Source organism: Caulobacter sp. DMC95 (assembly GCF_056313785.1).
In genome coordinates this window covers 333,029-352,525 of sequence record NZ_JBQUZP010000003.1, presented here as the reverse complement: position 1 = coordinate 352,525, position 19,497 = coordinate 333,029, and the positions used below count along the sequence as shown (strand labels likewise).

At 68.3% G+C, this 19,497-nt stretch carries 21 protein-coding genes and 4 pseudogenes; 15 read left to right on the top strand and 10 right to left on the bottom strand.

Annotated elements, in window-relative coordinates; translation table 11 throughout:
- Position 1: 1 nt before the first annotated feature.
- The 5 genes and pseudogenes from ACT53N_RS09745 to ACT53N_RS09725 all read right to left on the bottom strand — a co-directional run bounded on the left by ACT53N_RS09745 (position 2) and on the right by ACT53N_RS09725 (position 3,642).
- Entirely contained in the window at positions 2–868 is an 867-nt protein-coding gene (locus ACT53N_RS09745; RefSeq protein ID WP_476063704.1) for an endonuclease/exonuclease/phosphatase family protein, read from the bottom strand.
- An 87-nt stretch (positions 869–955) separates the two neighbouring features.
- On the bottom strand, positions 956–1,570 hold the full coding sequence (locus ACT53N_RS09740) for a DUF3108 domain-containing protein (protein WP_476063877.1): 615 nt from the start codon (positions 1,568–1,570) through the stop codon (positions 956–958).
- A 24-nt stretch (positions 1,571–1,594) separates the two neighbouring features.
- Positions 1,595–1,726 (bottom strand): annotated as a pseudogene (locus tag ACT53N_RS09735) (hypothetical protein); the annotation flags it as partial.
- Positions 1,727–1,806: 80 nt separating this feature from the next.
- Positions 1,807–2,334, bottom strand: a complete 528-nt coding sequence (locus ACT53N_RS09730; protein WP_476063703.1) for a GNAT family N-acetyltransferase — start codon at positions 2,332–2,334, stop codon at positions 1,807–1,809.
- Between the two features lie 87 nt (positions 2,335–2,421).
- Positions 2,422–3,642: a YihY/virulence factor BrkB family protein gene (locus ACT53N_RS09725; RefSeq protein WP_476063702.1), complete on the bottom strand. Its 1,221-nt coding sequence runs from the start codon at positions 3,640–3,642 to the stop codon at positions 2,422–2,424.
- A 105-nt stretch (positions 3,643–3,747) separates the two neighbouring features.
- Between ACT53N_RS09725 and ACT53N_RS09720 the strand changes: the two genes are divergently transcribed.
- Positions 3,748–4,509: an MOSC domain-containing protein gene (locus ACT53N_RS09720; RefSeq protein WP_476063701.1), complete on the top strand. Its 762-nt coding sequence runs from the start codon at positions 3,748–3,750 to the stop codon at positions 4,507–4,509.
- On the opposite strand, the gene ACT53N_RS09715 is transcribed toward ACT53N_RS09720, so the two are convergent.
- Both ACT53N_RS09715 and ACT53N_RS09710 read right to left on the bottom strand, forming a co-directional pair.
- Positions 4,510–4,797, bottom strand: coding sequence for a type II toxin-antitoxin system RelE/ParE family toxin (locus ACT53N_RS09715; protein WP_476063700.1), 288 nt, complete (start codon positions 4,795–4,797; stop codon positions 4,510–4,512).
- Entirely contained in the window at positions 4,794–5,045 is a 252-nt protein-coding gene (locus ACT53N_RS09710; RefSeq protein ID WP_476063699.1) for a type II toxin-antitoxin system ParD family antitoxin, read from the bottom strand. Before ACT53N_RS09710 ends, ACT53N_RS09715 begins: the two co-directional genes overlap by 4 nt.
- A gap of 100 nt (positions 5,046–5,145) precedes the next feature.
- On the opposite strand from ACT53N_RS09710, the gene prmC reads away from it, so the two are divergent.
- The 10 genes and pseudogenes from prmC to ACT53N_RS09660 all read left to right on the top strand — a co-directional run.
- Entirely contained in the window at positions 5,146–6,015 is an 870-nt protein-coding gene (prmC, locus tag ACT53N_RS09705; RefSeq protein ID WP_476063698.1) for a peptide chain release factor N(5)-glutamine methyltransferase, read from the top strand.
- Between the two features lie 37 nt (positions 6,016–6,052).
- A pseudogene (locus ACT53N_RS09700) lies at positions 6,053–6,277 on the top strand (hypothetical protein).
- A complete protein-coding gene (locus ACT53N_RS09695; protein WP_476063697.1) occupies positions 6,274–7,386 on the top strand; it encodes a DUF4167 domain-containing protein in 1,113 nt (370 codons plus the stop codon). Before ACT53N_RS09700 ends, ACT53N_RS09695 begins: the two are co-directional and overlap by 4 nt.
- Before the next feature lie 157 nt (positions 7,387–7,543).
- Entirely contained in the window at positions 7,544–8,587 is a 1,044-nt protein-coding gene (locus ACT53N_RS09690; protein ID WP_476063696.1) for a sensor histidine kinase, read from the top strand.
- A gap of 10 nt (positions 8,588–8,597) precedes the next feature.
- Positions 8,598–8,939: a response regulator gene (locus ACT53N_RS09685; RefSeq protein ID WP_476063876.1), complete on the top strand. Its 342-nt coding sequence runs from the start codon at positions 8,598–8,600 to the stop codon at positions 8,937–8,939.
- A gap of 74 nt (positions 8,940–9,013) precedes the next feature.
- Positions 9,014–9,769 (top strand): M48 family metallopeptidase, encoded by a 756-nt coding sequence (locus ACT53N_RS09680; protein WP_476063695.1) that lies wholly within the window; start codon positions 9,014–9,016, stop codon positions 9,767–9,769.
- A gap of 157 nt (positions 9,770–9,926) precedes the next feature.
- Positions 9,927–12,506: an ATP-dependent chaperone ClpB gene (gene clpB, locus ACT53N_RS09675; RefSeq protein ID WP_476063694.1), complete on the top strand. Its 2,580-nt coding sequence runs from the start codon at positions 9,927–9,929 to the stop codon at positions 12,504–12,506.
- A gap of 87 nt (positions 12,507–12,593) precedes the next feature.
- Positions 12,594–12,719: pseudogene (locus ACT53N_RS09670) on the top strand (hypothetical protein); the annotation flags it as partial.
- Between the two features lie 48 nt (positions 12,720–12,767).
- Positions 12,768–13,100, top strand: coding sequence for a hypothetical protein (locus tag ACT53N_RS09665; RefSeq protein WP_012640079.1), 333 nt, complete (start codon positions 12,768–12,770; stop codon positions 13,098–13,100).
- Between the two features lie 38 nt (positions 13,101–13,138).
- Positions 13,139–13,227 (top strand): annotated as a pseudogene (locus ACT53N_RS09660) (hypothetical protein); the annotation flags it as partial.
- A 30-nt stretch (positions 13,228–13,257) separates the two neighbouring features.
- Here the strand turns inward: ACT53N_RS09660 and ACT53N_RS09655 are convergent.
- Complete coding sequence (locus tag ACT53N_RS09655; RefSeq protein ID WP_476063693.1) at positions 13,258–13,584, bottom strand: hypothetical protein; 327 nt, start codon at positions 13,582–13,584, stop codon at positions 13,258–13,260.
- Between the two features lie 423 nt (positions 13,585–14,007).
- Between ACT53N_RS09655 and ACT53N_RS09650 the strand changes: the two genes are divergently transcribed.
- The gene (locus ACT53N_RS09650) at positions 14,008–14,577 is read left to right on the top strand and encodes an OmpA family protein (protein ID WP_476063692.1); all 570 of its coding nucleotides are present in this window, start codon (positions 14,008–14,010) and stop codon (positions 14,575–14,577) included.
- Between the two features lie 102 nt (positions 14,578–14,679).
- On the opposite strand, the gene ACT53N_RS09645 is transcribed toward ACT53N_RS09650, so the two are convergent.
- The gene (locus ACT53N_RS09645; protein WP_476063691.1) at positions 14,680–15,477 is read right to left on the bottom strand and encodes an SDR family NAD(P)-dependent oxidoreductase; all 798 of its coding nucleotides are present in this window, start codon (positions 15,475–15,477) and stop codon (positions 14,680–14,682) included.
- Between the two features lie 100 nt (positions 15,478–15,577).
- On the opposite strand from ACT53N_RS09645, the gene ACT53N_RS09640 reads away from it, so the two are divergent.
- Entirely contained in the window at positions 15,578–16,075 is a 498-nt protein-coding gene (locus tag ACT53N_RS09640) for a winged helix-turn-helix transcriptional regulator (protein ID WP_476063690.1), read from the top strand.
- Between the two features lie 85 nt (positions 16,076–16,160).
- Positions 16,161–17,540 (top strand): M20/M25/M40 family metallo-hydrolase, encoded by a 1,380-nt coding sequence (locus ACT53N_RS09635; protein WP_476063689.1) that lies wholly within the window; start codon positions 16,161–16,163, stop codon positions 17,538–17,540.
- Here ACT53N_RS09635 and ACT53N_RS09630 read toward each other — a convergent pair whose 3' ends face one another.
- A complete protein-coding gene (locus ACT53N_RS09630) occupies positions 17,541–18,521 on the bottom strand; it encodes a helix-turn-helix domain-containing protein (RefSeq protein ID WP_476063688.1) in 981 nt (326 codons plus the stop codon).
- Positions 18,522–18,661: 140 nt separating this feature from the next.
- On the opposite strand from ACT53N_RS09630, the gene ACT53N_RS09625 reads away from it, so the two are divergent.
- Entirely contained in the window at positions 18,662–19,495 is an 834-nt protein-coding gene (locus ACT53N_RS09625; RefSeq protein ID WP_476063875.1) for a DUF2306 domain-containing protein, read from the top strand.
- The last annotated feature ends 2 nt before the right edge of the window (positions 19,496–19,497 follow it).

Below are 19,497 nucleotides of genomic sequence, written 5' to 3'. Positions count from 1 at the left end.
CCTAGCGAGCGCTCGGCGACAGCGTGATCTCGGCCAGCACCGGGAAGTGATCCGAGATGACGCCGGCGTCGGACATGTCGGTCGGCACGGCGAAGCGCTCGACGTTCAGCCGGCGGTCCACGAAGATGTAGTCGATGGGCGGGCCGATTGACGCGGACGTGAACCGGTTGAAGGTGCCCGTCATCGGCGAGAAGACGCTGGATGCGGCCGCGCGGGCGTCGCGATAGGGACCTTGCGGCGCGGTCAGCAGGCGATAGGGCGCATCGTCCGGCGCGCTGTTGAAGTCGCCCAGCGTGATCAGCCGGGCCTTGGGCCAGGGCGCGAGCGCCAGGATCTGGGCGGCGCATTTGGCCCGGGACTCCGCGCCGATGTGGTCCAGATGCGCGTTGCGGACATCGAAGGTCACGCCGGTGACCCGGTCCTTCAGGACCAGGCGCGTGACCGTGCGGGGGAAGGCCGCGTCATAGGCCTTGCCCGGGATCTCCGGCGTCGGCGAGCACCAGTAGGTCTTGGCCAGCACGCGCTGGAACCGCTCAGCGCGATAGAAGATCGTCGTCGTCTCGCCGCGCCCGGCGCCGTCGTCGCGGCCGACGCCATAGCGGTCGTAGCCCGCAAGGCCCCCGGCCAGGTCGTCCACCATCGTCGGCAAGGCCTCCTGCAGGCCCAGGATATCCGGCGCAAAGAAGCGGATCTGCTCGACCATCGGCCCCCGCCGCGCCCGCCAGTCGGGCCGGTCGTCCGGGCTGTCGTAGCGGATGTTGTAGCTCATCACCCAAAGCGCGCGGCCGGGCTCTGCGGCTTGCGAGGCGGTGGCGAACGCGAGGATGGCGGCGGCGAGGGCGATGGACAGGGGCCGTGACGTGCTCATGCCTGCTTCTCTAGCGCACGGACGCGACGCAGGCGCGACGGATCTAGCGCCCGTGAGAGCTGACACCGGCGGGCCGCGCCCGTCCCGCTACCACAGCAACGTCTTCACCCAGACCGAACCATCCGGCGCGGGGGAGACGTTCTTGATCACCACCTGGCTATCCTTGGCCAGCCAGAAGGTCGTCGGCTTCCAGTCGGGGCGGTTGTAGTCGGTGGTCACCACCCAGCAGTCGATCTTGCCGCCGGCTGAGCTGGTCAGCACCTCCGAACCCGTCACCTTGAACACATAGGGCGCGGGCGCGCCGCCGCCCGGATGGTGGAAGACGATCCTGGCCTCATAGCCCTTCGCCAGCGGCAGGGCCTGGAGGAACTCCATGTCGGTCTCGAAATTGAAGGTCGGCTCGGGCGAGGCCACGTCGTAGGCGGCCTGGCTGTTGCCCTCGAGATCCTTGAGGCCCACCACGCGGTCGGGCTTGAAGTCGAAGCCTTCGATCTTGGTCACGCCGTCCTTGCCCGTGGTGCGGCGCTCGTGGGTCAACGGACGAAAGGCGCCCAGCTCGAACCAGCTGTCCAGGGTCTTGACCGTCCCCGGCGTCGCACCGTCCCAGTGCTGGACGATGCGCAGCCGCTTGACGCCGGCCTTGTCGGGCTCGATGCGGATTTCGCGGGTCCAGACGTCCAGCGGCGTGATGGTCTCGCCCACCTGCTTGTACCGCAGATAGCGGTGAGTGGCGGGCTTGACCTTGTCGAACCGCGCCAACGGCTGGCCGACGGGCACGGAAGTAACCGCCGCCTGCGCGGATCCGGCCGCGACGAGAATGAAGGCGGCCAACGCGGCCGCACGAAACCTGAACGCCATTAAGAGCCCCTGAGCCGAAGACGCGGCATCTGATCGCGGCCTGGGGGCTCAGGGCTACTTAAGCTTCGGTAATGCGCGCCCTAAAGCGCCTTCTCCATCACCACAAAGGCCAAGTCGTCCCGTTGCGGCAAACCAAACCGTTCGTCGCCATAGGGGAAGGGCTGGGTTTCGCCAGTCAGGCGGTAGCCGCGCCGTTCGTACCAGGCGATCAGGGTGTCGCGCACCGAGATCACCGTCATGCGCATGATCCTGCCGCCGCGCTCGCGGGCGTACGTCTCGCCAGCCTCCAGCACCGTGCGGCCCATGCCGCCGGCCTGGCGGGTCGGGCTCACGGTGATCATGCCGATATACCAGACGTCGTCGGCCTGCGGCTCGATCCAGGCGCAGGCGAACGGCTTGGCGTCGGTCGTGTCGCGGAAGGTCAGGATCGTGGAGCCCGGCTTGGCGGCGAGATCGGCGCGCAGCGAAGCCTCGTCGGTACGCTGGCCGCCCAGCAGCGCGCTTTCGCTGGTCCAGCCCTTGGCCGCCGTCTCGCCGCGATAGGCCGAGTTCACCAGGGCGGCGATGTCGGCCAGGTCGTGGTCTTCGGCGGGGGCGAGAATCGGCATGGTGAGGCTTTCATAGGGCGAGGGCTCCCAAGCTAGAAACCGACCTTGGCCGCAACAACCCGATTCCGGCGTGAAGGGCGTAAAACCTCAGCGACCGCGCATCCGTTTCCAGGCGCCGCCGGTCACGCGACGCACCGTCCCGGCCTCGCGCTTGAGAGTCTCCCACGGGTGGAAGGCCAGGCCCACTGTGTCGGCCATGGCCGCGCCGCGCGCGCCCATCGGCTGTTCGGGGCCGGTGGTGGAGTCGACGGCGGTCTGGTGCTCGATCTCGGCGTTCAGCTCGGCCCCGACCAGGATGGCCATAATCGAGAACCACACCCAGACCATGAAGGCGATCACCGCTCCCAGCGGGCCGTAGGTGGCGTCGAAATGGGCGATGCGGTTGACGTAGATCGAAAAGCCCAGCGACCCGACCAGCCAGCCCGCCGCCGCGAAGCTCGCGCCGATCCACACCCATCGCCAGCGCGCTCGCGCCCGGCTGGGCGCGAAGCGATAGAGCACGGTGAAGGCCGCGGCCGTCATCACCAAGACGATCAACCAGCGCACGGGCGCCAGCAGGCCCTCCAGCGCCGAGAGGCGGGCGGCCTCCAGCAGCAGCGGCGCGGCGATCAGCACCCCGGCCACGGCGACCGCGTAGACCAGCGCGCACAGCGTGAAGGCGTAGGTCAGCAGCAGGCGCGGGGCGAAGGGGCGCTTTTCGTCCTCGTCATAGGCGATGTTGAGGCCATCGAAGAGGGCGCGCATGCTGGCGTTGGCGCTCCACACCGACAGGAGCAGGCTGGCGATGAAGGCGACGCCCAGCTCGCCGTCCTTCTGCTGAGCCAGGCGCAGCATCTGCTCGCCGACGATCTGGATCACGCTGGGCGGAAACACCCCGACCATGCCACGCAGTTGCTGTTCGACCGCGCCGACGTCGGCGAACAGCCCATAGAGGGCGACGAAGGCGCCGATGGCCGGGATCAGGGCCAGCAGGGTGTAGAAGGTCACGCCCCCCGCCACCGCCGGCAGCCGGTCGACGCTGATCTCCCGCACCGTGCGCCAGGCGATGTCGCGCCAGCCGCGCCAGGGGATGTGAGCCGGATGGGCCGCCGCGCGGCCCCGCAGGGGCTCGACCGCGTCGAATTCGGTCGGCGGCAGGACGCGATCCTCGGAGAGGCCCGGCGGGGGCGTGGCCGGCTCTGCGGCCGCCGGCGGGGCGCGACGCGGAAAGGCGAACGGCGCGAGGACCAGCAGGACGATCCACGGCGTCAGGTGATAGGGCCGCGATTTCAGCCACGACTGGATACGACGCGGCGCTGGGTTAGTCATGAAGCGCTCTCCAGGTCCTCAACAACCCGGCTCGGCGCGGGGCGTTCCGCATCACCGCGAGCTTGGCCTTGCCTTGGCGCGAGTCGAGCCCGATGGTCCCGGCCCATGGAAGCCCGGATCGTCTCGCTCTACCGCCACCCCGTGAAGGGCTTCACGCCCGAGCGCCTGGAGCGCGCCGACCTGGAGGCGGGGGTCTGCTTTCCCTGCGACCGGCTCTATGCGGTCGAGGACGGGCCTAGCGGTTTTGACCCGCAGGCGCCGCAGCACGTCTCGAAGATGAAGTTCACCGTGCTGGCCAAGATCCCGGCCGTGGCCAAGGCGCGCACGACGTTCGACGAGGCCAGCGGCGTGCTGACCGCCTGCGCCGAGGGCTGTCCCGACTTCGCCGGCGACCTGAACGACGACGCGGGGCGGGCGGGCTTTGCGGCCTGGCTCGCCGACCTACTGGGCGATGCGGCGCAAGGGTCGCTGAAGGTGATCGAAGGGCCGGGCGCGCACCGCTTCATGGACAGCCGCTCGGGCTATGTCTCGATCGTCAACCTGGCCAGCGTGCGGGACCTTTCGGCGAAGGTCGGGCGCGACCTCGATCCCTTGCGCTTCCGCGCCAACCTCTATGTCGAGGGCTGGCCCGCCTGGGCCGAGAACGAGATGACCGGCCAGACCCTGAGTCTGGGCGACGCCCGCGCCGAAGTGCTCAAGCCCATCGTCCGCTGCGCCGCCACCCATGTGGACCCGACCAGCGCCGAGCGCGACGTGGATCTCGTCAAGGCGCTGTTCGACCACTACGGCCACATGTTCTGCGGCATCTATCTGAACGTCACCGAGGGCGGCGCGGTCGGCGAGGGGGATGCGGTGGCGGCGGGCTGATCAGTTGAGGTGGCTTGGCGCGTCCATCTGCTGATGCAGCACGCGCACTACAACGACCTCGTCATGTTCGGCCGCATAGAAAATGACGTGGGAGCGAAAGATCTGCTTGCGGCAGTCCAGTTCTTCCACGATCGCGCCGTGGCTTGGGTCCTTCGCGATCGCTTCGAAGGTTTCGGTCAGTTCGCGGATGTATCGATCCGCGGCGCGACGCCCCCAGACACCCACCGTGTAGGCCCAGATTTCGCGCACGTCGTATCGTGCGCGGGGCGTCAGGCGATAGGCGCTCACGACTTGGCGTCGTAGTCGGCGTTCGCCTCCGCCAGAAAGGCCTCGACGTCGAAGGCCTCAGGCTTGCCGCTGTCCCAGCCCTCCTTCAGGGCGGCCCGCAGCGCGGCCAGTTTGGCTTCCTGATTTTCCAGCAGCCGAAGTCCGGCGCGGACGACCTCACTGGCCGATCCATAGCGGCCTTCCTCGATCTGCTCGGCGATGAAAGACTGAAAGTGTTCGCTGAGCACGATGGACGTGTTCTTGCTCACGGTGTTTCCTCCATCAGCTTGAAGCGCACAGCGTCTATACCAAAATCTGGTACCGCATTCAATCTCGCCTCCCGGCCGCTGACGCGCTAAATCCCCGCGCATGACCCTGACTCTCGTCAAAGCCTGGACCGCCGCCAAGGATCGCCTGAAGGACGCCGGCATCGACCAGCCGTCGATCGACGCGCGCCTGATGCTGGAGGTCGCCGCCGGCGTCACCCGCACGCAGATCGTCACCGACCCCTATCGCGAACTGACCGATGAGCAGGTCGCGACGCTGGACGCCTATCTGGAGCGCCGCGCCCGTCGCGAGCCGGTCAGCCACATCATCGGCCGCAAGGGCTTCTGGAAGATCCTGCTGCAGGTGAACAAGAACGTCCTCACGCCCCGTCCCGAGACCGAGGTCATCGTCGACGAGGTGCTGAAGGCCTTCCCGGAAAACATGGCGTTCTCGATGCTCGACCTAGGCGTCGGCTCGGGCACGATCCTACTGGCGGTGCTGGCCGAGCGGCCGGCCGCCAAGGGCCTGGGCGTCGACGCCTCCAGCGAGGCCCTGGCCGTGGCGCGCGAGAACGCCGCCAACCTGGACCTCAACAATCGCGCGGCCCTTATGCACGGTGACTGGACGACGGGCTTGGGCAGCGACAGCTTCGACCTCGTCGTCTCCAACCCGCCCTATATCCCGACCGCCGTCATCGACACGCTGGAGCCCGAGGTTCGCGACCACGAACCGCGTCTGGCCCTGGACGGCGGCGCCGATGGTCTGGACGCCTATCGAGACCTGGCGCCCGAGATCCTGCGCGTGCTTAAGCCGGGCGGGATGTTCGCCGTCGAGATCGGCTACGACCAGTCCAAGGATGTCGAAGCGCTGTTCCGGGCGGCGGGCGCCACCGAGGTTCGCACGGTCAAGGACCTTTCGACGCATGACCGCGTGGTGCTGGGGGTGAAAAATCCCTTGGAAACCCCTGCGTGAACCGCTAGACGAGTCTCGTCTCCTTCCAGATCGCCGGGTGACGGGAAAAGCGGTCGTCGAGGACGCTTCGGTGTCTGACGCTTGCGACGCTCCCCTGGCAGGCGCGCCCGGTCCGCCGGTCGCCGCGCCGAAAGAGCAGGATGGGGGCTCTACGGAAACCAGAGTCTCTGACACCGACCAGGGTTAGACCCGCCCAGAGACCAGCAAGGCCGGACGCGCCAGCGCAAGACTGACCTCCGGACAGGTTCAGAAGAGAACATGAGAGATTTCAAAGGCATGAAGCGCCAACGCGGCCGCAACAATCGCGGCGGCAACGGCGGCAAGCCTCAACAGCACAACGCCAACCGCGCGTTCGACTCCAACGGCCCCGAGGGCGTGAAGGTCCGTGGCGCGGCGCAGAGCGTGTACGAAAAGTACCAGCAGCTGGCGCGCGACGCCTCGTCGTCCGGCGACCGCGTGCTGGCCGAGAACTATCTGCAGCACGCCGAGCACTATTTCCGCGTCCTGCGCGCGATCCAGCCGAATCGTCCGGTGGCCGACATCGTCGGCAAGGACGTCTACGCCGCCTACGAGATCGACTTTGAGGCCGAGCCGCCGGAAGAGCCCGAGGTCGTCGAGCAGCCCGCCGAGGGCCAGGCCGAGGGCGGTGAGAACGGCGAAGGCGGCGAGCAACGCCGTGATCGCTTCGAGAGCCGCGACCGCGACCGTAATCGTGATCGTGACCGCAACTTCGAGGGCCGCGACCGCGACCGGGACCGTAATCGCGACCGCGATGACCGTCCCCGCGACAGCCGCGACGGCGAAGGCCGTCGTGACCGCTGGCGTGACCGCGACGATCGTCCCCGCGACGATCGTCCCCGTGATGACCGTCCCCGTGATGACCGTCCCCGTGACGACCGGCCGCGCGACGATCGCCCCCGCGAAGACCGTTTCCGTGACCGCGATGATCGCCCCCGGGATGATCGGCCGCGCGAAGACCGTCCCGCCGCCGAGGGCGACCAGCCGCAGGGCGAGGGCGAGTACCGCGAGGGCCGCCGTCGTGACCGCAACCGCAACCGCGATCGTGACCGCGACTGGCAGCCGCGCGGCGAGCGCGATCCGATGGCCGTGATCGAGCCGGAAGCCTCGCCTCTGACCGCCGAGGCGCCGGCCGGCGAAGGCTCGCCGATGCTGCGCGGCCAGGACGGCGCCGTCAGCCACGCCCCGGCGTTCCTGGGCCGCAAGGCCGAGCGCGCTGAAGCCGCCCCAGCGCCGGAGGCCCCGGCCTCGGACGACGGCGAAGAGGTCAAGAAGCCCCGCCGCCGCCGCGCCCCGCGCAGCTTCGAAGCGGGCGAAGGCGCGCCGGCCAAGCCGGAAGCTGAAGACGCCTAAGGTCGGCTTTCAGGCGACAAAGCAAGGCCCCGTTCCTCCTCAAGGAACGGGGCTTTTTGTTACGGATTTGGGGTTATTCTTCTTCAGGTTGAGTTGTGGCCTAGCAAGGTGACAACTCCGGCGTTAGGGTCTCGGTCTCAGAAGCCGAGGCCTGTACATGGCGAGTAAGCTTACCCCCTCACCGAAAGCTGCGGCCAAGCCAGCCGCCGTCGACGCGCGATACCGTGCGATCGTCGATACGGCCGTGGACGCCATCGTCGTGATTGACGAGCGCGGACGGGTCGAGGCGTTCAATCCCGCCGCCGAGCGCCTGTTTGGCTACGCGGCCGCCGAGATGGTCGGCCAGAACGTCAACATCCTGATGCCTGAGCCCTATCACGGCGAGCACGACGGTTATCTGTCCCGCTATCGCGAGACCGGCGAGCGGCGGATCATCGGGATTGGCCGGGAGGTCGAGGGGCGGCGCAGCGACGGCACGACCTTCCCGCTGGAGCTGTCGATCGCCGAGTGGAACGACGGCAAGCAGCGGTTCTTCACCGGCGTGATGCGCGACGTCACCGACCGTCGCCGCGCTGAAGAACTGCAGCGGCTGATGATCAACGAGCTGAACCACCGGGTGAAGAACACCCTGGCCACGGTGCAGTCGGTGGCGGGGCAGACCCTGCGTAACGCCGAGACCCTGGACGACGCCCGCGACAGCCTGACCCGGCGGCTGCTGGCCTTGTCGCGCGGTCATGACATCCTGACCCGCGAGAGCTGGGACGGCGCGGCCCTGACCGACATCGTCGCCACCGTCGTCGCCGCCCATGGCGAGGCGGAACGGTTCGCCCTCGACGGACCTTCTGTGCGACTGGCGCCGAAGGCGGCGCTGGCCCTGTCGATGGCGCTGCACGAACTGATGACGAACGCGGCCAAGTACGGTGCGCTTTCCAACACGGCGGGCCAGGTGCGCATCACCTGGCGGCGTGAAGCCGAAAAGGGCGACGCGCGCCTGAAACTGATCTGGGAGGAAACCGATGGGCCAACTGTTGCGCCCCCGACCCGTCAGGGCTTTGGGACCCGCCTCATCACCGGCGGGCTCGCCCGGGAACTCGGGGGGGAGGTTCGCCTCGGCTATCCGGCGAGCGGCGTCGTCTGCGAGATCGACGCGCAACTCGGCAAGACCGGCGAGTCTAACCGCTTCTTCCGAGGCGCGGCCTGATCAGCTTCGGATCCTGGTGGTCGAGGACGAGCTGTTCGTCGCCATGCTGGTGGAAGACCTGCTCGGCGACCTCGGCTGCGCGGTCATCGGGCCGGCGGCCTCTGCCCACGAGGCGGTGGCGGCCGCGGAGGCCAACGGCTTTGACCTGGCCCTGCTGGACGTGAACCTGGGCGACGGCGAGACCTCGTTCCGCGCCGCCGAGATCCTGCGCGAACGCGGCGTGCCGTTCGCCTTCGTCACCGGCTATGGCGATCAGGGCGTGCGCCCCGACCTGCGCGACGTCCCGATCCTCTCCAAGCCCATTGACCCGCGCCAGCTGGCCAAGGTCATCGCGCGGCTGGGAGACGCGTAAGCGTTACGGTTGCGTCCCGGACCGGCGCCGGAGATAAGGCTTGTGTCGACTTCGAAACACAGTTCGCCGAGCCCATGACCCTGCCGCGCCTGATCCTTCCGCTGCTGATCGCCGTCGCCTGCGCCCTGGGCGGCTGTGCGTACAACGCCGACCTTGGCCGCGACCAGCTGCTGATCGTCAATGACAACAACCTGGCGGCGCAGGGCGAGAAGGCCTGGGCCGAGACGCTGCGCAACAGCTATGTCTCCAAAGAGCCGCGCAAGAACGCCCGCGTCCAGGCCGTGGGTCAGCGGGTGATCAGCGCCGCCGGCCTGGCCAGCCGGCCCTGGGACTATGCGGTGTTCCTGGACGAGGCCCCCAACGCCTTCGTGTTGCCTGGCGGCCATGTCGGCGTGACGGTCGGCCTGCTGACCCTGGTCGAGAACGATGACCAACTGGCCGCCGTGATCGGTCACGAGGCCGGCCACGTCGTGGCCCGCCACGCCGCCGAGCGCGTCTCCCAGGAAACCACCTCCAAGGTGCTGCTGGGCATCGCCAAGGCCGCCGCCGGCGGCACCGAGTTTGGCAAGCTGCTCAAGGACCACGGCGACGACGCCACCCGCTATGGCCTGCTTCTCCCGTTCTCGCGCAAGCAGGAGCTGGAGGCCGACAAGCTGGGCGTCGACTTCATGCAGCGCGCCGGCTACCGCCCCCGCGAGGCGGTGAAGCTGTGGCGCAACATGCAGGCGCTGGACGGCGGCAAGTCTGGCGGCGACCTGGGCTCGACCCACCCCTCCGACGCCGTGCGGATCCAGGAACTGGAACGATATCTCAGCAGCAAGGGCTGGTGAGCCTTGTGTGGCTGATGGGCCACACCTACATCCCCTTTCGGAGCGTCAGGGTCAGGCCGATGGCTGATCCGCTCAAGCCGTTCCGCAGTGTCTGAAGCCGGCCGCGTTGTGCTTGATCAAGGCAGCGCGTCCTGATCCGCCTAGTTGAGGGGACATCATGAATATCGACCTCTATTCCGATCGCGCCAAACAGGCGGTCCAGTCGGCCCAGAGCCTGGCGCTCGCCCGCGGCCACCAGCAGTTCGCGCCCGAACACATCCTGAAGGTCCTGCTCGAGGAGAAGGACGGGCTTTCCCGCGCCCTGATCCAGAGCGCCGGCGGCCGCCCCGACCAGCTGGACGGCGGCGTCGAGACCCTGCTGGCCAAGACCCCGCGCGTCGACGGCGCCGGCGGCCAGCTCTACATGAAGCCCGACACCGCCCGCGTGTTCGCCGAGGCTGAAAAGTCGGCCAAGACCGCCGGCGACGCCTTCGTCACCACCGAGCGCCTGCTGATCGCCATCGCCAAGGAAGGCGGCGACGCGGCCAAGCTCTTCAAGGAGGCCGGCGCCAGCGCCCAGGCCCTGGAGACCGCCGCCAACGCCCTGCGCAAGGGCCGCACCGCCGACAGCGCCAACGCCGAGGAAGGCTATGACGCCCTCAAGCGCTACGCCCGCGACCTGACCGCCGCCGCCCGCGACGGCAAGCTCGACCCCGTGATCGGCCGCGACGAGGAGATCCGACGCACGATCCAGGTCCTGTCGCGCCGCACCAAGAACAACCCCGTCCTGATCGGCGAGCCGGGCGTCGGCAAGACCGCCATCGTCGAGGGCCTGGCTTTGCGCATCGTCAACGGCGACGTGCCCGAGAGCCTGAAGGACAAGAAGCTCCTGTCGCTGGACATGGGCAGCCTGATCGCCGGCGCCAAATATCGCGGCGAGTTCGAGGAGCGGCTGAAGGCCGTGCTGAACGAGACCACGGCCGCCGAGGGCTCGATTATCCTGTTCATCGACGAGATGCACACCCTCGTGGGCGCTGGCAAGGGCGACGGGGCCATGGACGCCTCCAACCTCTTGAAGCCCGCCCTGGCGCGCGGTGAGCTGCACTGCGTCGGCGCCACCACGCTGGACGAGTACCGCAAGCACGTCGAGAAGGACGCGGCCCTGGCCCGCCGCTTCCAGCCGGTGTTCGTCAGCGAGCCGACGGTGGAAGACACCGTCTCGATCCTGCGCGGCCTGAAGGAAAAGTACGAGGTCCACCACGGGGTGCGGATCAGCGACAGCGCCATCGTCGCCGCTGCGACCCTGTCCAACCGCTACATCGCCGACCGCTTCCTGCCCGACAAGGCGATCGACCTGGTGGACGAGGCCTCCAGCCGCGTGCGCATGGCCATCGACTCCAAGCCCGAAGAGCTGGACGAGATCGACCGGCGCCTGGTGCAGCTGAAGATCGAGCGCGAGGCCCTCTCGAAGGAAACCGACGCCGCCTCCAAGCAGCGCCTGGAGAACCTGGAGGTCGAGATCGACGACCTGCAGTTCCGCTCCGACGAGATGACCGCCAAGTGGAAGGCCGAGAAGGAGAAGGTCGGCGGCGCGGCGCAAGCCCGTGAAGCCCTCGATCGCTTGCGCGCCGACCTCGCCAACGCCCAGCGCGCCGGCGACTTCGCCCGCGCCGGCCAGATCCAGTACGGCGAGATTCCGATGCTGGAAAAGCGCCTGGCGGAAGCCGAGCAGAGCGACACCCAGGCCCTCACGCCCGAGGTTGTAGACGCCGAGCAGATCGCCGCCGTCGTCAGCCGCTGGACCGGCGTGCCCGTCGAGAAGATGCTCGAGGGCGAGCGCGAGAAGCTGCTGAAGATGGAGGACGAGCTGCGCGGTCGCGTGGTCGGCCAGGACGAGGCGCTGGAGGCCGTCTCCGACGCTGTCCGCCGCGCCCGCGCCGGCCTGCAGGACCCGTCCAAGCCGATCGGCTCGTTCCTGTTCTTAGGACCCACGGGCGTGGGCAAGACCGAGCTGACCAAGAGTTTGGCCGAGTTCCTGTTCGCCGACGAGGCCGCCATCACCCGGATGGACATGTCTGAGTACATGGAAAAGCACTCGGTCAGCCGCCTGATCGGCGCGCCTCCCGGCTATGTCGGCTACGACGAGGGCGGGGCGCTGACCGAGGCCGTGCGCCGGCGTCCCTACCAGGTCGTCCTGTTCGACGAGATCGAGAAGGCCCACCCGGACGTCTTCAACGTGCTTTTGCAGGTGCTGGACGATGGTCGCCTGACCGACGGCCAGGGTCGCACGGTCGACTTCCGCAACACGCTGATCATCATGACCAGCAACCTCGGCGCCGAATTCCTGGCCAACCAGGAGGAGGGCGAGGACGTGGAAGCCGTGCGGCCGATGGTGATGAACACGGTGCGCGGCCACTTCCGGCCCGAGTTCCTCAACCGGATCGACGAGATCATCCTGTTCAAGCGCCTGTCGCGCCACAACATGGGCGACATCGTCCGCATCCAGCTGCAGCGCTTCGAAAAGCTGCTGGCCGACCGCCGCATGGCTCTCGCCCTCGACGCCGAGGCCCTGAACTGGATCGCGGACAAGGGCTATGACCCCGTCTACGGCGCGCGCCCCCTCAAGCGCGTGATCCAGAAGGAGCTCGTCGACCCGATCGCCAAGAAGCTCCTGGCCGGCGAGATCGAGGACGGCGGCGTCATCGCTGTGGGGGTGGCGAACGGGCAGCTGTCGTTTGGAAAAGCGGTGCTGCAGTAGGCGCTACGAGCCCCTCTCTCTTTGAGAGAGGGAGGGGCCCATCGCTCTCGGCGATGGGAGGATGAGAGGTTTCATCCTAAACCTCGTCATCCCGGCCGCAGCGCAGCGGAGAGCCGGGACCCAGGGGCGGCTAGCACCGCGTTCATCCACCCCCTGGGTCCCGGGTCGGCTTCGCCGCCCGGGATGACACGCATAAGGGCATTGGGACGCTAGCTTCGGCCCCCCACTTTCCCGTCGCCGCCCAACGCGGTATCTCCCCGCATGGCCAAAACCACCAAGCTCATCACCGAATTCGACATCGAGGTCGACGGAGACCCCTATGTCTGGCGGCTGCATCGCCTGCCGCAGTGGTCGTATGACCCGTCCGAGCGCCACGGCAAGGTGATCGCCGCGCGGCACAAGGAAGGCCAGCGCGAGGCGCTGATCGAGTTCCCGCCCGGCCCCAAACCCAAGTTCAGCGCCCCGCCGCTGAAGCCCTCGCAGATCCCCGTGCGCATCGTCGCCAAAGCCATCGCTTCGGCCATCGAGGCCGGCTGGGAGCCGCTGTCGCGCGGCAAGCCGGTGGTGATCTATGTGGATGAGGAGGGGGCGTAGGGCGGCTCAAGTGAGCGCCCCCTCCGTCACGCGGCTTGCGCCGCGCGCCACCTCCCCCGCAAGCGGGGCAGGAGGGGGCAGCTTCCTCCTCACCCGTGAAACGGGGGAGGTGGCGCGGCGCCGATAGGCGACGTGACGGAGGGGGCGCTTAAGATCCCTACCGCCGCTTCAGCTTCGCGAGCGCCGCCTGCATCGCCACGGCTTGCGCGGCCATCGGCGGCGCGGGTTGGGCCTCCGGGCGGTCGAAGGCCTCGCGGATCGCGCCCGGAAGCTTGCTGAGCTTGTCGGGCTTGGGGTCCAGGGCCAGCACCTTGCGGGCCTCGCTGGCCAGTTGGCCGCAGACCCGTGCCCGGTCGCGGGCCTTGGCCAGGACGGCCGGATCGTCGCTGGCCTCGACCATCGCCAAGGCGGCGTCGATGGCGTCCATCAGCTTCTGTTGCAGGCGATCGCACCAGGTGCGGGTCGAGGGGCGGTGCTGGCTCATGCGCTCCAGCATGGGGCCATCGGCGGGGGTGGGGATAAGAAACCGGCGTTTTCCTGTAAGGGCCCGGTTTTCAACGGAAACGTCGGTTACTGAGCGGGGATAGACGCCCTTCCTTAACCGACCTCCCCGGCGTTCGCCGGGGAGGTCGGATTCTTGGTGGGAAGGCCTGTGGATAACTTCGCGAAGAGCGAGAGCCTCCCACCCGAAGGCGGTCCATCCGCTGCGCCAATCCAGACAAAAATTCGTGGAACAAAACGCGCCGTCGCACGCTCGCGCGCGGTCTAAATGTGATGGAAGATCAATGGTCTAGCTTGACCCGGAAGCGCCGGAATCGCGCCTCGCTTTGGCCCCTTTCGGCTGCGCGTTTGGGAGGGGCGAGCGTTGCAGGACGTCTCGCGCCCCTACCACGGACGAGACCCGAACATGATAGCAAGCAGGAAGACCTTGATGGTCGCCGCCGCCCTGGTGATGGGCGGCCTGACGGTCAGCGGCTGCGCGACCAAGAAGTACGTCAACACCCAGGTCGGCGCGGTCAACGAGCGGGTCACCGCTCACGACGGCCAGATCGGCGAGCTGGACAAGACCTCGAAGGAAGCGCTGGACCGCGCCATCGCCGCCGGCAAGCTGGCCGAGGGCAAGTTCCAGTACGCCCTGGTGCTGAGCGATGACTCGGTGAAGTTCCCGGTCAACGCCGCGACCCTATCGCCGGAAGCCGAGCAGCGCCTGGGCGAGTTCGCCGAGAAGCTGAAGGCCGACAACAAGAACGTCTATCTCGAGATCCAGGGCCACACCGACAATTCGGGTTCGCCCAACTACAACAACGAGCTGGGCGAAAAGCGCGCCGAGGCCGTGCGCAGGTTCCTCAGCCAGCATGGCGTGGCCCTCAACCGGATGGCCACCATCTCGTACGGCGAGGACGCCCCGGTGGCGGCCAATGAAACGCGCGAAGGCCGGGCCCAGAACCGCCGCGTCGTCGTGATGGTGCTGAGCTAGTTTCGCGTTCCCGGGCGGGGTCTGGTCGGCATCAGGCCAGGACCCCGCTCAGGGCGGCCTCGCCGGCGCGGGTGTGAGCGCCGTGTCGGCGAGACCTTCATTCTAGGCCTTGCTGAAGCGATCCGCCGGCTGGTTGCGGGACAGGTTCGGATAGAGCTTGGTCCTGGCCGCTTGAGCGGCGTCCCAGTCAGCGGCGTCGGGCAGCGACGGGATGGTCACCAGTTCACCCTGGTCGAAGCCCGCCAGAGCCGCATCGACCATGTCGTCGACATCCATCAGGATGTTCGGATCGATTGCGTTGATGTCCGTCCCCGAGCGCTCCCAGATTTCGGTGCGGGTGGCGCCGGGCAGCACCGCCTGGAGACGGACCTCCGAACTGGCCAGCTGGGCGCGCAGGGCCTGGGTCAGATAGATTACATAGGCCTTGGTCGCCCCGTAGACCGGCATGCCCATCTCCGGCGCAAGGCCGACGACAGACGCCAGATTGATGATCGTCCCGGCGTTGCGCGGCGCGAAGTTGCGCGCGGCGGCCGACGCCAGGCGGGTGACCGCGACGACGTTCAACTGGATCATCTTCTCGAAGGCGTCCGGATCGGAGCCGACAAAGTCGCCCGAACCCGCAACGCCCGCGTTGTTGACCAGGGCCGTGATCGCGGTGTCGGCGGCCAGGCGTTGCTCCACCTTCAGGAGGTCGCCCTTGTCGGTGAGGTCGGCCTTGACGACCTCAATGGAGACCCCCGTCTCGGCGCGCAGTCGCTCGGCCAGCGCGTTCAGCCGGACTTCGTCGCGCGCCACCAGAACCAGGTCATATCCGCGCTTGGCCAGGCGGTCGGCATAAACCGCGCCGATCCCTGTCGAGGCGCCGGTGACCAGGGCCGAACCCTTGCTGCTGTTGCTCATCGTTCTCTGAAATCCCTCGCCGAGGCCCCATCGGTCCGGCTTGTGGTCCCTAGCTATGGGGTAACTTGCAAATCGCAAGTCACACGCCAACTATTCCACCATGAGCAAATCTGAACGCGCCCTCACGCAATGTCCGGTCGCCCGCACGCTGGAGCGGGTCGGCGATGTCTGGACGTTCCTGATCCTGCGCGACGCTGGCCAAGGCCTTGGACGGTTCGACCAGTTCGAAAAGAGCCTGGGCGTGGCGCCGAACATCCTGGCCAAGCGCCTGGCGGCTCTGGTTGAGAACGGCTTCCTGGTGAAGCGGGCCTATAGCCAGAAGCCGCTGCGCTACGAATATGTGCTGACTGACAGGGGGCGGGACTTTGGCGGCGTGCTGACCGCCATGCTGGCCTTTGGCAACCGGCACTTCGCGGTCGAGGGGATCGCGGGTCAACTCGTCGACCGCGAGACGGGCCTGCCCGCCGAACCAGTGCTGATCGACCGTGTCAGCGGCAAGCCTATCACGGCCGAGTATTTCGCATACGGCCCCGGGCCCGCCGCCGGGCCGGAGGTGCTGGATCGCGTGGCGTTTATCGCCCAGCGCGCCGAGGCTTAAGCGCCCTCCCGAGAATGGGCGGAAAATGTGTTGTCGGGGCGTCTCCGGGGCGGCAACGTCCGGGCGCTGATTTCATGGAGCCGGCATGCGCCTCGTTCTCGCTCTCCTCGCCGCCGCCAGCGTGGCGGCCACCGCCCACGCTCAAGCACCCGCCCAGCCCTCGACCGACCAGCCGCTGCTGCGAACCCTGGCCGCCGAGGTCGATCCCAAGGCGCTGGAGAGCACGATCCGCTCGCTGGTCGGTTTCGGCACCCGCCACACCCTGTCGGACACCAAGTCCGACACGCGTGGCATCGGCGCGGCCCGGCGCTGGACCAAGGCCCGCTTCGAGGCGATCTCCAAGGACTGCGGCGGCTGCCTGACGGTCGAGACGCCGTCCCAGGTCGTCACCGGCCGCCGGGTGCCGAACCCGACCGAGGTGATGAACGTCCTCGGCGTCCAGAAGGGGACGACCGACCCCAACCGGGTGATCATCATCGCCGGCCATATCGACAGCCGCGTCACCGACGTCATGGACTTCACCAGCGACGCGCCCGGCGCCAATGACGACGCTTCTGGCGTGGCGGCGGTGCTGGAGGCCGCGCGCATCCTGTCCAAGCACAAGTTCCCCGCCACGCTGGTCTATGCCGTGCTGTCCGGCGAGGAGCAGGGCCTCTTGGGCGGCAAGATCCTGGCGGACTACGCCCGCGCCCAGGGCTGGAAGGTCGAGGCCGACCTCAACAACGACATCGTCGGCAACAGCCGCGGCCAGAGCGGGCTGATGAACAACACGCAGGTCCGCGTCTTCTCCGAGGGGACCAAGGCCGTCGAGACGCCCGAGCAGGCCAACAGCCGCCGCTACAATGGCGGCGAGGTCGACAGCCCCTCGCGCAACCTCGCCCGCTATCTCGACGGACTGGCGGATCGCTACCTGACCAATTTCGACGTCGTCATGGTCTATCGCACCGACCGCTACGGCCGGGGCGGCGACCAGGTGCCGCTGCTGGAGGCCGGCTATCCGGCCGTGCGCGTGACCGAGGCCGTCGAGAACTATGACCGCCAGCACCAGAACCTGCGCACCGAGAACGGCAAGGCCTATGGCGACACCATCGAGGGCGTCGACTTTTCCTATCTGGCCCAGGTCACGCGCCTGAACACCGTGGCCATGGCCAGCCTCGCCTCGGCCCCGCCGCCCCCGTCGGGCGTCAAGATCGAGGGGGCGGTCAGCGCCGACACCAAGGTCTCCTGGACCCCGACGCCCGGCGCGGCGGGCCACCGCGTCTGGTGGCGCGTCACCACCGACCCGCAATGGCGCCTGAACCGCTGGGTTCCGGGCCCGGCTGCGACGACCACCCTGAAGGACGTGGTCATCGACGACTACTTCTTCGGCGTCTCGGCGATCAGCCCGGACGGCTGGGAAAGCCCGACGGTGTTCCCGGGCGCAGCGGGTAGCTTCGAGAGCCCGCCGCCGGCGGCGCCGAAATAGTCACGGCTGTCGGCGGATCTTGCGAAACGCCAGCGGAGTCATCCCCGTCTGCGCCTTGAACGCCCGGTTGAACGGGCCGATGGATCCGAAGCCGCAGTCATAGGCCAGGGTCAGGATCGGCAGGTGGTCGAAGGCCGGGTCGGCCAGCCTTCGCTTGGCCTCGTCGATCCGGATCTGGTTGACCATCTGGTTGAAGTTGCGAAAGCCTAACGGACCGGTCACGCACTGGGTGACCTTGTAGTCGGGCGCGCCCAGGCGGCGAGCCAGGTCGGCGACCCGTAGGTCGGGCTGGGCGTAGAGGCCCTCGTCAGCCACCGAGCGCAGGATCGCCTGAGCCAGCTCCTCAGCGTTGGCGGGCAGCGGCGCCTGGCGGACGGCGCGCGCGGGCTCCAGCGGGTGGCGCTGACGGTAGGCGACGGCGACCCCCATACCGGCCAGGGCGGCCAGGGCGCAGACCGGCTTGACGAAAGAGCTCCAGGCGGCGGCCGGCGCCCCATTGGCCCAGAGCACCGAGACAGTCAGCAGGGCCGCATAGCCGCCGGTGAACGCCAGGCGAAACCGCCGCTCAGCCCGCAGGGTCCGTGCGGAAAGTCCCTTCAGCGGCTCCAGCGTGGCCATCAACAGCATGGCCGAACTGATCAGTCCGCCCAGGTTCTCGGCTATCCGGGCCAGCGGCGCGGGCAGGTCTCCCGAGGCGCGCAGAAGCGCGCCGATCGCCACGAGCGTCAGGACCAGAAGCAGGGGCCAGCGCGCCCGCTGCGCCCTGGGCGGCTGAAACAGGGCGCGCACCAGCAGCCAGGACCAGCCGCAGGTCGCATCGCCCGCGATCGCCACCAGGCCGGAGGCGGGGCCCAGTCGCGGGCCAAGCCATTGGGCCAGGCAGAAGGCCACGATCGCTCCCGCGAACAGGCCGCCATAGAGATAGGTCTCAGGCCAGCGCCCGCCGGGGCGGTCCATCGCGGTCTGGATGTGGGCGCGCATGCGCGGCTGCTCCTCAGACAAGGCCCTGACGCTTCTGGCGATAATCCATAGCCGATTTCCAAATCGGCAAGACCCCGCGTCGCGGATGCGTCACGCCCTGTCGCCAGACGAGCGGACACAGGAGCGACCGACGCGTGACGATGACAGACACTGACCCCTCCACACAGACGGCTCCCGCAGCGGCGCGGCGGGCGGCGGACCTATGGCTGAGGCGCGCCGCCCAGGCCTGGTTCTGCGTGGCCGCGATCGGCCAGGGGGCCTTCATCTGGATGATCCTGGCCCACTATGGCCGCAAGACCCTGGCGGGCGACCTGGCCGCCTGGAACGACAAGCCGATCATCAAGGGCTATGTGGCCGGCGACGCGCTGGGGAACCTGCAGTTCGCCGTTCACGTGCTGCTGGCCGTTGTCGTCACCCTGGGCGGACTTATGCAACTGGTCCCTGTCATCCGGGCGAAGGCGCCCGCGCTGCATCGCTGGACCGGGCGGGTGTTCTTCGTCACCGCCTTCGTCATGGCCCTGGGCGGACTCTGGCTGACCTGGGGGCGGCCGACCTACCTGTCGCTGGCTTCGGCGGGGCTGGTGTCTCTGAACGGGGTTCTGATCCTGGGGTTCAGCGTCCAAGCGTGGCGGATGGCCGCTACGCGGCGGTTGGCCGTCCATCGACGCTGGGCGCTGAGGGCTTATCTGGCGGTCAACGGCGTCTGGTTCCTGCGCGTGGCGCTGATGGTCTGGGCGCCCCTGACCGGCGGCTGGGGCATGGACCGCACCCTGTCAGGGCCGGCCGACATCGCGTTGCAGCTCTGCGCCTATGTGCTGCCGCTGGTGGTTCTGGAGCTCTACCTGAGAGCCCAGGACGGCGTGAGCGCCCGGGCTAAGCATGCGGTCGCCGGTCTGGTGGCGCTGGCCACGGTCCTGACAGCCCTAGGCGTCGTCGGCGCCGTGGTCATCCTGTGGGGACCGTACATGCTCTGAGC

Bases quoted from the DNA above. Each gene is read 5' to 3' on its own strand.
- clpB (WP_476063694.1), top strand. From the start codon at position 9,927: ATGAATATCGACCTCTATTCCGATCGCGCCAAACAGGCGGTCCAGTCG.
- ACT53N_RS09655 (WP_476063693.1), bottom strand. From the start codon at position 13,584: ATGAGCCAGCACCGCCCCTCGACCCGCACCTGGTGCGATCGCCTGCAA.
- ACT53N_RS09625 (WP_476063875.1), top strand. From the start codon at position 18,662: ATGACAGACACTGACCCCTCCACACAGACGGCTCCCGCAGCGGCGCGG.
- prmC (WP_476063698.1), top strand. From the start codon at position 5,146: ATGACCCTGACTCTCGTCAAAGCCTGGACCGCCGCCAAGGATCGCCTG.
- ACT53N_RS09690 (WP_476063696.1), top strand. From the start codon at position 7,544: ATGGCGAGTAAGCTTACCCCCTCACCGAAAGCTGCGGCCAAGCCAGCC.
- ACT53N_RS09725 (WP_476063702.1), bottom strand. From the start codon at position 3,642: ATGACTAACCCAGCGCCGCGTCGTATCCAGTCGTGGCTGAAATCGCGG.
- ACT53N_RS09695 (WP_476063697.1), top strand. From the start codon at position 6,274: ATGAGAGATTTCAAAGGCATGAAGCGCCAACGCGGCCGCAACAATCGC.
- ACT53N_RS09720 (WP_476063701.1), top strand. From the start codon at position 3,748: ATGGAAGCCCGGATCGTCTCGCTCTACCGCCACCCCGTGAAGGGCTTC.
- ACT53N_RS09745 (WP_476063704.1), bottom strand. From the start codon at position 868: ATGAGCACGTCACGGCCCCTGTCCATCGCCCTCGCCGCCGCCATCCTC.
- ACT53N_RS09645 (WP_476063691.1), bottom strand. From the start codon at position 15,477: ATGAGCAACAGCAGCAAGGGTTCGGCCCTGGTCACCGGCGCCTCGACA.
- ACT53N_RS09730 (WP_476063703.1), bottom strand. From the start codon at position 2,334: ATGCCGATTCTCGCCCCCGCCGAAGACCACGACCTGGCCGACATCGCC.
- ACT53N_RS09680 (WP_476063695.1), top strand. From the start codon at position 9,014: ATGACCCTGCCGCGCCTGATCCTTCCGCTGCTGATCGCCGTCGCCTGC.
- ACT53N_RS09630 (WP_476063688.1), bottom strand. From the start codon at position 18,521: ATGCGCGCCCACATCCAGACCGCGATGGACCGCCCCGGCGGGCGCTGG.
- ACT53N_RS09635 (WP_476063689.1), top strand. From the start codon at position 16,161: ATGCGCCTCGTTCTCGCTCTCCTCGCCGCCGCCAGCGTGGCGGCCACC.
- ACT53N_RS09650 (WP_476063692.1), top strand. From the start codon at position 14,008: ATGATAGCAAGCAGGAAGACCTTGATGGTCGCCGCCGCCCTGGTGATG.
- ACT53N_RS09640 (WP_476063690.1), top strand. From the start codon at position 15,578: ATGAGCAAATCTGAACGCGCCCTCACGCAATGTCCGGTCGCCCGCACG.
- ACT53N_RS09665 (WP_012640079.1), top strand. From the start codon at position 12,768: ATGGCCAAAACCACCAAGCTCATCACCGAATTCGACATCGAGGTCGAC.